The 12096-nt window shown below is 52.9% G+C and carries 12 protein-coding genes; all 12 read right to left on the bottom strand.

Translation table 11 applies throughout. The features are described 5' to 3' along the window. Window positions 1-8 precede the first annotated feature (8 nt). The 12 genes from emrA to nrdH all read right to left on the bottom strand — a co-directional run bounded on the left by emrA (window position 9) and on the right by nrdH (window position 11945). Entirely contained in the window at window positions 9-1181 is a 1173-nt protein-coding gene (gene emrA / locus E1B03_RS20560) for a multidrug efflux MFS transporter periplasmic adaptor subunit EmrA (protein ID WP_103769217.1), read from the bottom strand. A gap of 130 nt (window positions 1182-1311) precedes the next feature. Continuing rightward, complete coding sequence (gene emrR / locus E1B03_RS20555; RefSeq protein ID WP_003037300.1) at window positions 1312-1842, bottom strand: multidrug efflux transporter EmrAB transcriptional repressor EmrR; 531 nt, start codon at window positions 1840-1842, stop codon at window positions 1312-1314. Between the two features lie 90 nt (window positions 1843-1932). Beyond that, complete coding sequence (gene ygaH, locus E1B03_RS20550; RefSeq protein ID WP_103769218.1) at window positions 1933-2268, bottom strand: L-valine transporter subunit YgaH; 336 nt, start codon at window positions 2266-2268, stop codon at window positions 1933-1935. After that, window positions 2258-2995 (bottom strand): AzlC family ABC transporter permease, encoded by a 738-nt coding sequence (locus E1B03_RS20545; protein ID WP_103769219.1) that lies wholly within the window; start codon window positions 2993-2995, stop codon window positions 2258-2260. The genes ygaH and E1B03_RS20545 overlap by 11 nt, the downstream gene beginning before the upstream one ends. 122 nt (window positions 2996-3117) lie before the next feature. Next, window positions 3118-4302, bottom strand: coding sequence for an MFS transporter (locus E1B03_RS20540; protein WP_133086830.1), 1185 nt, complete (start codon window positions 4300-4302; stop codon window positions 3118-3120). Between the two features lie 199 nt (window positions 4303-4501). Then, window positions 4502-5497 (bottom strand): glycine betaine/L-proline ABC transporter substrate-binding protein ProX, encoded by a 996-nt coding sequence (gene proX / locus E1B03_RS20535; RefSeq protein ID WP_043017315.1) that lies wholly within the window; start codon window positions 5495-5497, stop codon window positions 4502-4504. A 94-nt stretch (window positions 5498-5591) separates the two neighbouring features. After that, entirely contained in the window at window positions 5592-6656 is a 1065-nt protein-coding gene (proW, locus tag E1B03_RS20530) for a glycine betaine/L-proline ABC transporter permease ProW (RefSeq protein WP_043017314.1), read from the bottom strand. Continuing rightward, window positions 6649-7851, bottom strand: coding sequence for a glycine betaine/L-proline ABC transporter ATP-binding protein ProV (gene proV, locus E1B03_RS20525; protein ID WP_003037282.1), 1203 nt, complete (start codon window positions 7849-7851; stop codon window positions 6649-6651). The genes proW and proV overlap by 8 nt, the downstream gene beginning before the upstream one ends. 354 nt (window positions 7852-8205) lie before the next feature. Further along, window positions 8206-9165, bottom strand: a complete 960-nt coding sequence (gene nrdF / locus E1B03_RS20515) for a class 1b ribonucleoside-diphosphate reductase subunit beta (protein WP_133086829.1) — start codon at window positions 9163-9165, stop codon at window positions 8206-8208. A 10-nt stretch (window positions 9166-9175) separates the two neighbouring features. After that, complete coding sequence (nrdE, locus tag E1B03_RS20510; RefSeq protein ID WP_133086828.1) at window positions 9176-11320, bottom strand: class 1b ribonucleoside-diphosphate reductase subunit alpha; 2145 nt, start codon at window positions 11318-11320, stop codon at window positions 9176-9178. After that, window positions 11293-11703, bottom strand: coding sequence for a class Ib ribonucleoside-diphosphate reductase assembly flavoprotein NrdI (nrdI, locus tag E1B03_RS20505; protein ID WP_103769224.1), 411 nt, complete (start codon window positions 11701-11703; stop codon window positions 11293-11295). Before nrdI ends, nrdE begins: the two co-directional genes overlap by 28 nt. Next, window positions 11700-11945 (bottom strand): glutaredoxin-like protein NrdH, encoded by a 246-nt coding sequence (gene nrdH / locus E1B03_RS20500; RefSeq protein WP_133086827.1) that lies wholly within the window; start codon window positions 11943-11945, stop codon window positions 11700-11702. Before nrdH ends, nrdI begins: the two co-directional genes overlap by 4 nt. Window positions 11946-12096 lie beyond the last annotated feature (151 nt).

Here is a 12096-nt window from a genome sequence, read left to right as displayed (position 1 = left end):
ACCTTTAATTAGCCCGCGTTGGCCCGCACGATCTCTTCGATCATCTTATTGACCGGAGCAAGGTTGATTTCACGTGCATTACTTTCTGCTACCGGCGTGGTGCGAACCTGGCTTGCCAGAATTTGTCCGTCACGATTAGCGGTATCAACAGTCACCAGCGTAGACAAACCAATACGTAATGGATGCTGCGCCAGTTGCTGCGCATCCAGTTCGATACGCACCGGTAGACGCTGGACGACTTTGATCCAGTTGCCGGTTGCGTTTTGCGCCGGCAGCAAGGAGAAGGCGCTACCTGTACCCATATCCAGGCCGACGACTTTACCGGTGTACTTCACGTCATCGCCGTAAATGTCGGTGATGACCGTTGCGGGTTGGCCGATGCGGATGTGCGCTAGCTGTGTTTCTTTGAAGTTGGCATCCACCCACAGGTTTGTGGCCGGAACAACCGCCATCAACGGTGTGGTTGGGCTAATTTGCGCGCCAGGCTGTACGGCACGGCGGGAAACATAGCCGGTCATCGGGCTGACAATTCTGGTACGTTCCAGCGCCAGCCAGGCATCACGCACCTCTGTGGCTGCCTGTTGCACGGCGGGCTGGTCTTCCAGTTTGCTGCCGAGAATCATCGCCTGGTTAGCATTATATTGTTGGATTGCGACATCAAGCTGAGCCTGCGCGCTGGCGACGGCATCACGCGCATGTTGCAGTTCTTCGCGGCCAATCAGGTTGGCATTACCGAGCGGAACGCGGCGATTAAAGTCGCTTTGCGCCTGCGCCAGAGCGGTTCTCTGTACTTCAATGCTTGCCTGTAACTGCTTGCTGTTGATCATCAACTGGTGCGTCTGACGCACGCTGGAAGCCAGCGCAGTTTTGGCTTTTTCAAATGCCTGTTTTGCGTCCGTCTGATCAAGGGTGACCAGCACATCGCCTTGTTTTACAAAGTCAGTGTTATCAGCCCAGACTTTCGTCACGCTGCCTGATACCTGTGCCATGATTTGAACCTGGTTCCCTGCCACGTACGCATCGTCTGTCTCTTCGACATGACGCAGTACTAAAAACCAATAAATCCCATATGCCACGGCAATGATAATAAAGAGCAAGGTCAGAAGGAGCAGCATGCTTTTACGTTTGCCATTCTTCTTGACCGGTTGCTGCGGGGTTTGAGTCTCCGCATTTGCGCTCATGTTGTTCTCCACGATCTTCTTTTTTTTCACATCGGCTGAGCCGACCTGTTTATCAGACAGGCCAGCAGTATGCGTGCTGGCCTGTCGGTTTTTTCATTTATAAATCTGGATTTCTGAGCGAGTCGGCGCGTTAGCGCAGCGCTTCTAACACCGCACCATCCTGCTCCATCTGATCAAGACGGGTCAGAAGTTTACGGGTAATTTGCTCGAGCTGATCTTTTTCGGTGGTGCTGAGAGATGACCAGAGTTGATGCAGGCAGTTGTGCTGAGGCGGTAATACCTCTTGCAAAAATGCGTGGCCTTTCTCGGTCAATTGCAGATGCAGACAGCGGCGATCGTTATCGCTTTCGCGACGTTCAATCCAGCCACGTTTTTCTAACTCATCCGCGATGCGGGTAGCGTTAGTGCGTGACGAGCCGAGCGCGCAACTCAGTTCAGAAGGCTGAATACTGTGGTTTTCCTGAGACTCCAGCGTAATCAACGCCATAAACAACGTCTCGTTAATCCCTTGAGCTTTCAGCATCTTATTGCGGTTTTCCAGCAGCTTGCCCTGCATGTGCATGCATAGACGAGTCAGAAGCACTTCCTGATAAGGAAACTCTTCGTAGCGGCTGGCGCGAAATTTTAGCATTTGTTCAATGGGCGTAAACGAACTATCCATTTGGGTATAACCTCATTAATTTCAGCCGATATAGTAACGACAGTGACAAATAAAGTAAATGTATTATTTATTTAAAATGATTGTTTTTATCTATAAGCCAACCAGCATTTTCCAGGCTAATCCGTAGCCCAGAGCACTCAGTAACGTTGGAATGATGATGCTGCGGGTTTTATAGAAGCTTGCGCCCAGTATGACAAACCCCACCAGCGTAGGCACGAACCGACGAGTGTCGTGCATCACTTCTGGCGCGGTAGACACCACCAACAGGGCGCAAATTGATGCAATGCCAATGGTGTCGAGTAATATGCCCGTCGCGCCGCGTTTTGTTGGGCGAACGTTCCCCACGCCAAAACGGAGCGGCAAATAGCGAAAACAGTAATTCACGCAGCCGACCAACAGGCCTAGCAGCAGGACTTCATAGCTCATCAGGACCTCCCTGCCAAAACGACTGGATGAGCGCCGTCAGGCATCCGCAGACAATACCTGCAAGGATGGCGGCAGGAATGGAAAACAACATAACGCCAGCCAGCGCTCCGGCCAGTGCGGCAGTGACGCAGAGCGCCTGCTGACGCTGAAAAGAGGCCAGCAAAAAGCTCATGAACAGCGCCGGGAGCATGAAGCCCAGCGCCGCTTCAACCGCCGGGTAATCCTTGAGTAAACCACTGCCGGAAAACGCGCCGATCACCGTACCAAACACCCATGAGGCCCAGGAGCATAGCGCAATGCCGATCATCCAGTTTTCACTCCAGCGCCGGTTATCTCGTACCAGCTTCGCCGTTGCGGCGGCAAAGACTTCATCGGTAAGGCCAAAGGCCCACAGCGCGCTTTTGGGTTTACTCAGTCGCAAGGTAATTCGGCTACGCAGGGAAGGGCCATACAATACATGGCGTACATCCATGGCCATGACGGTCAGCGCGGCGACCCACAGTGAACTGCCCGCGGCGAGCATTGTGGTAATGACAAACTGGCTGGCCCCCGCATAGATAATGCAGGAGAAAAAGACGCTTTCAACCGGAGTAAAGCCAAGGCGAGTGGCATTGAGACCAAATGCAAAAGCGACCGGAATATAGCTAATGACTATTGGCAGGCTGTCTTTGAATCCTTCAGTTAGCGTTGCAGAACTGGGTTCAGACTGGGGGATCGGGCTTTCCATAGGGTTATAGGTTTCATTACCGAAATTAATATAACTTGGTTCAATGAGTTATAACCTTAGCAGACTGATGGGCTCCTTAACACCCTGTGGAGCCCAATCAGCGGTAAACATGCGCTATACGCTTAATTTACGGCTTCCTGGCGGTGAAAACCTCGCCACCAGACCAGCAGGTTGAGTATGGCAACAGTCGTACCGGCCAGACAAACGCCAGCCCATCCGGCATGCTGCCAGGCGGAGGCTGAAATCAGTGAACCTGTAGCCCCGCCAATAAAATAGCTGGTCATGTATCCGGCGGTCAGGCGATTACGTGCGTCCGGGTGAATGCGATAGATAACCGTCTGGTTGGTAATGTGCACTCCCTGAACGGTGAGGTCCAACACCAGAATACCGATAATCAGCATTGGCACGGAACTATGCCCTAACCAAATGGCCCACCAGGAGAGCAACAGCAACAACAGACCTGTGGTGGTGGTGAGATGTGACTTGCCCTTATCGGCAAAACCGCCCGCCGGACGCGCGCCTAATGCCCCTGCGGCCCCGGCCAGACCAAACAGGCCGATCGTTCCTTCAGAATAGTTAAACGGCGGCGCGGCGAGCAAAAACGCCATCGAGGTCCACAGAATACTGAAATTGGCAAAGGTCAGGCAGCCCAGCATCGCGCGCGTACGTAGCAATTTATCATGGATAAACAGGCTGAATACGGAGCCTAGCAGTTGCGGATAGTTAAGATGGGTATCTGATTTCATCTTCGGTAGACCACGCCACAGCGCAATTGCCATCAGCGCCATTAATACCGATGCAACCCAAAACACGGTACGCCAGCCGCCGAGATTGGCGAGTAATCCTGCCACGGTGCGCGCCAGCAGAATGCCTAACAGCAGGCCGCTCATAATCGTACCGACGACTTTACCGCGCTTGTCCGGCGTGGCAAGCGTTGCCGCCAGCGGAACCAGAATCTGTGCCACTACCGAGAACAGCCCGGTCAGGGCAGTACCGAGGATTAACATGCCCAGCGACTGGCTGCTGGCGGTAATCAGCATGCCGCCTGCCGCTAGCAGCGTCATGGAGACGATCAGCATCCGGCGTTCAAACATATCGCCAAGCGGTACTAAAAACAGCAGGCCAGCGGCATAGCCGAGCTGGGCCGCGGTGACGATAAAACCAGCGGTACTGGCAGATAGCGAAAAGTTACGCGCGATAGTGTCGAGCAGCGGCTGCGCATAATAGTTACTGGCGACGGCGAGGCCGGTGGCGATAGACATTAACAGGATCAGCGAAGGGCTGAGTCCCTGAGTGGTTTTCGTCATTGTTTTCAACTGAGTAATGGGTTGCAGAAAACAATCATAACGGAAGTGATTAAATGTTGCTGATTTGTTGGGTGATGGATTGTGCGGTTTAGGCGAGACAGAGGGAAGTAGGCCGGATAAGGCGCATCGCGCCACCATTCGGCCCTGGTGTGGTTACAGTGCCTGATGACGCTACGCTCTCATCAGGCCTGCGAGTGGGTTATTTCTGCGCAGCCAGCGCTTCGTTCACCCAGCCGTCAAACTGCTGCTGGTGGGCTTTGATCCAGCCGTCAACATGACCCTGCACGTCGGCTTCAGACGCTTTACCGTCATGCATCATCGCGTTCTGCGCGTTGATATCCGCCAGCGGCAGCTTCATGATGGCAAACAGCTTCGCCGCAGCCGGGTTTTTCTCCGCCCAGGCTTTGTTGGCGACAATATGCATCGTGTTCACCGGGAAGCCGTAGTTGGCGCCGTTAGGCAGTTTGGTATCAATATCTTTCTGCTCGCCTGGCAGGGAAGAGAACGGTACCTGCAGCCAAACCACATCTTTACCCGGCTTCATTACGTCGCTGACCCAGTACGGTGTCCAGGTGTAGTAAAGAATAGGTTTGCCTTCTTTAAAGCGGGTAATGGTGTCAGCCATCATCGCCGCATAGTTACCGTGGCTGACCTCGACGGTTTTTTCCAGATCGAAGGCTTTGTTCTGGTGGTTGATGACTGCTTCACAACCCCAGCCCGGCGAACAGCCCATCATATCGGCTTTACCGTCACCGTTGGTGTCAAAGATTTTGGCGATCTTCGGATCTTTTAACTGGGCGATGTTGGTGATTTTGTACTGCTCAGCGGTTTTTTTGTCGATTAGATAACCCTGTGCGGCACCCGTAACGAATACCCCCTCGCGATAAAACTTTTTGTCTCCGCCCGCAGCGGCGTACATATCATCATGCAGCGGCTGCCAGTTCACGGCGGTAAAAGTTGCATCGCCAGAGGCAATGGAGGTATAGCCGACGTTGTAGTCAACTTCGCTGGTTTTGTTAACGGTATAACCCAGCTTCTCCAGCGCGCGGGCGACCAGCTGCGTCTGGAAGGATTCTTCAGAGATAGTGCTCTGGATTGGCTGGACGGTGATGCCTTTGCCCGGCAGGTCGGCAGCGAAAGTGCTGGTGGAGACAAGGGTGGCAAACGCTGTGGCAATAATTATTTTCTGTCGCATCGTTGTTCCTTAATTACACTTCATCTTGAATGATTTTGTGTAAGTTGATGAATTGTAGGCCCGGTAAGCAATGCGCCACCGGGCAACGGGTGAATTACTTCGTGAAAGGGCGAGTGATAAGCCCAACGGGACCCGTGGTGTACCAACGACGGTTGCCACGGCTACGCGAATCGCGACCAACGGCCTGCGTCAGGCGGTCCAGAATGATGGCAAGGATCACAATCCCGACCCCGCCAACGGTGGCAAGCCCCATATCCAGACGACCGATTCCACGCAGTACCATCTGACCCAGACCGCCGACGGCAATCATCGATGCGATGACGACCATTGAGAGCGCCAGCATCAGCGTCTGGTTAACTCCGGCCATAATGGTGGGCATCGCCAGCGGGAGCTGCACTTTAAACAGCATCTGGCGCGGGCTGGCACCAAACGAACGCGAGGCTTCAATCAGATCGGCTGGCACCTGGTTAATCCCCAGAATGGTCAGACGCACGATTGGCGGCAGGGCGAAGATAATCGTCACCACCACGCCCGGCACGTTACCAATACCGAACAGCATAACAATCGGCACCAGATAGACGAACGCAGGTGTGGTTTGCATGGCGTCCAGCAGTGGGCGAACAATTTTTGCCGCCCGAGGACTGCGCGCTAACCAGATCCCCATCGGCAGACCGATCACCACGCAAAACAGCAGCGCTGTCAGTACCAGCGCCAGGGTTATCATGGCCTGCGACCACGCGCCGATGGCGCCGATAGCAATCAAGGAAATCAGCGTCGCGACGCCCATTCCAACGCCGGATATCTGCCAGGCAATCAGGGCAAACAGGATAATTGCCACGGGGGCTGGCATACCTAACAGAAGCTGCTGGAAGCCGTTGAGAATGTAATCCACCGGGACACGAATGCCCTGAAAGACCGGACGGAAATGGGTAACGACCCAGTCGATCCCTTCGGTGACCCAACTATCCAGCGGGATCAGCGTTTTATGGAACGGATCCATAATATTGAAATGCTCTGGCGCTGGCGCAGGTGCGCTGGTCAGCCAGTCTGCGCTCCCGCCGTCAGTGGGCGCACCGGATGGCGTGCTCCAGGCATCGGCAGTTTGTGCGGCGCTGTCGGCTGCAGGTGTGGTGTCCCACGGATTTGTTTGATCAGCCATTGTTTACCCCCTCACGATCTAAAGCCTGTAACAGCATGCGTTTTGAAATGACGCCCACATACTGCTGTTCCTCATCAACAACCGGCACCGCGCACGGGGCCTGACCGACATGAGAAAGCAACTCGCTGAGAGGAGTTTGTGCATCAACGGCTAACGGCTCATCAATCAATGCCGCTTCAATACCTTGCGCCTGACTTAATGCTGTTTTTAAGGAGTCGATAGAAACAACGCCGACGAACTTGTTACCACGTTCGATCACGTAACCATATTCGCGATCTTTGTCCTGCAATAATTGCAGCGCCGAACGTGGACCTACTCCGGGCGTTTTACGAATTAAACCTTCGGGGCTACGGCGTGAAATATCTTTCGCGCTGAATACCTGGCTAATATCAACGCCGCGGAAGAAGGTGCGTACATAATCATTGGCCGGATTATTCAGGATTTCATCCGGCGTGCCGACCTGGACCACTTCACCGTTTTGCATAATGGCAATTCTGTCGCCAATACGCATAGCTTCGTCGAGATCATGGGAAATAAAGACCACGGTGCGTTGATGCTTTGCCTGGAGTTTTACCAGCTCATCTTGCATCTCGGTACGAATTAATGGGTCGAGGGCTGAGAAGGCCTCATCCATTAATAAGATGTCAGGGTTAATGGCTAATGCACGGGCGAGGCCCACACGCTGGCGCATCCCTCCGGAAAGTTCATCCGGGTATCCGTGAGCATAATTCTCCAGACCCACCTGACGTAGCGCATCTAACGCTTTTTCACGACGTTCATCCGCGCCAACACCGGCTAATTCCATGCCGAATGCCGTATTGTCCAGCACCGTCATGTGCGGCATCAGGGCAAAGGACTGGAATACCATCGCAATCTTTTTTCTGCGCACCTCACGAAGCTCAGCATCGGATATCCGGGCAATATCTACGCCGTCAATCAATACTTGTCCGCGGGTGGGTTCAATCAGGCGATTGAGAAGGCGTACCATTGTGGATTTACCCGAACCGGATAATCCCATGATGACAAATATCTCGCCTTCTTCAATGGCCAGACTGGCGTTCTTAACGCCAAGCGATAGCCCTGTTTTATCCAGAATCTGCTCTTTTGAAAGTCCTTTTTCAATATATTTGAAGGCTCTCTGCGGATGCTCTCCAAATATCTTATAGAGATTTTTAACTTCTAATTTAATTGCCATGCAATAGAATGATTCCTGTTATTTGTTTATATCGATATATTACCTGATGGAAATAGTGACCTTTTTCTACCCTAACATACTGAGAATCTGAGACAACCCTGAATTTGGTTGTGGCATGAATATTGCCGAAGGTCAGATGGCGGGACTTCCCGTGATATAAGGGCTGAGCGCGAATGTGAGCAGGTTAATATTTTTTGTAAATGCCAATGAAAAGTCGTCTGAATTGCTGGAATGCAGGCGAATAATGCGGCTGATATTGAGTGTAGATCACACAATTATATTTGCACGACAAAAGTGTGATCCTGTTAAAATATTTCCGCGAAAAATGTACGGTATTTCCCGCAGAAATGAGCGCTAGAAATTCCAGTCGTCGTCTTCGGTTTCGACCGCTTTTCCCATCACATAGGATGAGCCTGAACCTGAGAAGAAATCGTGGTTTTCATCAGCGTTGGGCGACAGCGCAGCAAGGATTGCCGGGTTAACCTCCGCCATTTCAGACGGGAATAGTGCCTCATACCCCAAATTCATTAATGCCTTATTAGCGTTGTAGCAAAGGAAGGCTTTGACCTCATCCACCCAACCGGTTTCTGCATACAATTCTTCCGTATAGCGCGCTTCGTTATCATACAATTCCATCAGCAGGTCGAAGGCAAAATTCTTTAACTCCTCGCGTGCAGATTCGGAAATATGCTCAAGACCTTTTTGATATTTATAACCAATGTAATACCCGTGAACGGCTTCATCACGAATAATCAGGCGAATAAGATCGGCAGTATTGGTCAATTTGCCACGGCTGGAAAAATACATCGGCAACCAGAAGCCGGAATAGAACAGGAAGGATTCCAGAAACACGCTGGCAATTTTCTTCTTCAACGGTTCGTCGCTGGCGTAATGTGCCAAAACGATCTGCGCCTTGCGCTGGAGTGGGATATTTTCTTCACTCCAGGCGTAAGCCGCATCCACATCTTTGGTCTGGCAAAGGGTGGAGAAAATAGAGCTGTATGAACGGGCGTGTACCGCTTCCATAAAGCTGATATTCGACAGCACCGCCTCTTCATGCGGCGTTAACGAATCGGCCATTAACGCTGGCGCACCGGCAACGTTCTGAATAGTGTCAAGCAGCGTCAGCCCGGTAAAAACGCGGATGGTCAACTGCTGTTCGGCGGCGTTCAACGTTTGCCAGGCCGGGATGTCGTTGGAGAGCGGGACCTTTTCCGGTAGCCAGAAGTTACTGGTCAGGCGATTCCATACCTCGAGATCTTTATCATCCTCAATCTTGTTCCAGTTGATGGCGCTCACGCGGGATAATGTCATTTTCTCCTCCTTACAGCGCGCATGACACGCAACCTTCGATTTCGGTGCCTTCCAGCGCCAGTTGACGTAGTCGGATGTAGTACAGCGATTTGATGCCCTTACGCCAGGCGTAAATTTGCGCTTTGTTGATATCGCGCGTGGTGGCGGTATCGGGGAAAAAGAGCGTCAGTGAAAGCCCCTGATCGACATGGCGCGTCGCTTCCGCGTAGGTATCAATGATTTTTTGTGGACCAATCTCGTAGGCATCCTGATACAAGGCCAGATTCTCATTGGTCATAAACGGGGCAGGGTAGTAAACGCGCCCGGTTTTGCCCTCTTTGCGAATCTCCACTTTCGACACGATCGGATGAATGCTTGACGTGGCATGATTGATGTAGGAGATAGAACCTGTGGGTGGAACCGCCTGTAAATTCTGATTATAAATGCCGTAGCGCATGACATCTTCACGCAGCTGCGACCACATATCGCGCGTCGGCAGCGTAATGCCGCTGGCGGCAAACAGTGCGCGAACCTTGTCGGTTTTTGGCTGCCAGTCGCCCTGCAGATACTGGCTAAAATACTCGCCGTTGGCGTAGCGGGAGTGTTCGAACCCGGCAAAGGTTTGACCGCGCTCGCGGGCGATCTTCATTGACGTATTCAGCGCATGCCAGGTGATGGTATAGAAATAGAGATTGGTAAAATCCAGCCCTTCCGGCGAACCATAGGCGATCCCTTCCCGCGCCAGATACCCATGCAGATTCATCTGCCCAAGACCAATCGCGTGCGACGCGCTGTTCCCGGTTTCGATCGAAGGCACGCTGCGGATGTGGCTCATGTCTGAAACGGCGGTTAAGCCGCGAACCGCCGTTTCCACTGTACGACCAAAGTCCGGTGAATCCATGGTATGGGCAATGTTCAACGAACCGAGATTGCAGGAGATATCATGCCCGGTCTGTGCGTAATTGAGGTTTTCATCGTAGGTGGAGGCGCTGTTAACCTGCAAAATCTCCGAGCACAGGTTGCTCATATTGATCCGACCGGCAATCGGGTTGGCGCGATTCACCGTGTCTTCAAACATGATGTAAGGGTAGCCAGACTCGAACTGGATCTCTGCCAGCCGCTGGAAGAAATCGCGGGCGTTAATGTATTTTTTGCGTACGCGTTCGTCAGCAACCAGTTCGTCATACCGCTCGCTCACGGCGATATCACCGAACGGTTTGCCGTAAATTCGCTCCACGTCATACGGTGAAAACAGCGCCATTTGGGCGTTTTCTTTCGCCAACTGGAAGGTGACGTCCGGGATCACCACGCCAAGCGAGAGCGTTTTGATACGGATTTTCTCGTCGGCGTTTTCACGTTTGGTATCAAGAAAACGCAAAATATCCGGATGGTGCGCGTGCAGATACACCGCCCCCGCGCCCTGACGCGCCCCGAGCTGATTCGCATAAGAAAACGCATCTTCCAGCATTTTCATAACCGGGATCACCCCGGAAGACTGGTTCTCAATACGCTTGATGGGCGCACCTGCCTCGCGCAGGTTAGAGAGCAAAAATGCTACGCCGCCGCCGCGTTTAGAAAGCTGTAGCGCCGAGTTGACCGCCCGACCAATTGACTCCATGTTGTCTTCGATGCGTAACAGGAAGCAGGAGACCAGCTCGCCGCGTTGCTGTTTACCGCAGTTTAGAAAGGTTGGCGTGGCGGGTTGGAAACGCCCGGAGAGCATTTCATCGGTCAGTTGCATCGCGAGCGCTTCATCGCCCTGCGCCAGCGTGAGCGCCACCATCGTGACCCGATCCTCAAAGTCTTCGAGATAGCGCTTACCGTCGAACGTTTTCAGCGTATAGCTGGTGTAGAACTTCCATGCGCCGAGGAACGTCTGGAAATGGAATCCGCTGTTGTGGGCGTGGGAGAATAGCTTCAGCACGAATGCGCGATCGTAGCGGGCTAACACGCTGGCATCGTAATAGCATTCATCCACTAAAGTGTTCAGGCGCGCCTGCTGGTTGGCAAACGTCACCGAGTTGGGGCGGACGTGGGCGGCAAAGAAAGCCTCCACCGCCTGATGGTCTTTGTCGAACTGAATGCGTCCGGCTTTATCGTACAGATTCAGCATGGCATTCAGGGCGTGGTAATCCAGCGTTGGCTGCATTACGCGTTCTGCGGTTGTCGTTGCCAAAATTCGCTCACTCCTTTTCGAACGTTGTCGATATCGCTTTGGGTGCCCATCAGCTCAAAGCGATAGAGCCACGGCACGCCGCATTTTTGTGAGATGACATCACCCGCGCGACCGTAAGCATCACCGAAATTGCGATTGCCGGAGGCGATCACTCCACGGATTAATGCCCGGTTGTGCGTATCGTTTAAAAAGCGGATCACCTGCCCTGGAACCGCGCCAGCCGTACCGCCGCCGCCGTAGGACGGCACGATTAAAATGTAAGGTTCGTCTACCCGGATCCGCTCGCGTTCGTTAAGCGGAATGCGGATGGCAGACAGCCCCAGGCGCAGCATGAAGCGGTGCGTATTTTCGGAGCTGCTGGAGAAGTAGACGAGCTGGCTCATGCGCTGGCCACTTGGGGTTCCAGGCGCAGGCGGTTGATCATGTCCGGGCGAAAACCTGACCAACTGGTTTCCCCTGCGACCACGACCGGTAACTGGCGAAAGCCCTGAGCACGCAGGCTATCAGCCAGATCGGGTTGTGAATCGACATTCACCATCTCGAAGTCAAATCCACGGCTTTCCATCGCCCGTCTGGTGGCGTGGCACTGAACACAGTTATTGCGAGTGTAAATAACAATGCGCATGATTCGTATTTCCATCTAGTGATAAAAGAACGACGCGATAGAGTGCGCCGGGTTGTGTGTGCTTGATACAGGAGATACTAGATGTAGTTTTAAAAAGATTCAACCATACAATATATGGTAATTTTAGATTGATGAGAGGGGGGGGGAGCGT

Source organism: Citrobacter arsenatis (genome assembly GCF_004353845.1).
GTDB lineage: Bacteria > Pseudomonadota > Gammaproteobacteria > Enterobacterales > Enterobacteriaceae > Citrobacter > Citrobacter arsenatis.
The sequence above is the reverse complement of the archived record's forward strand: the minus strand, read 5'-3'. Positions and strand labels throughout refer to the sequence as shown.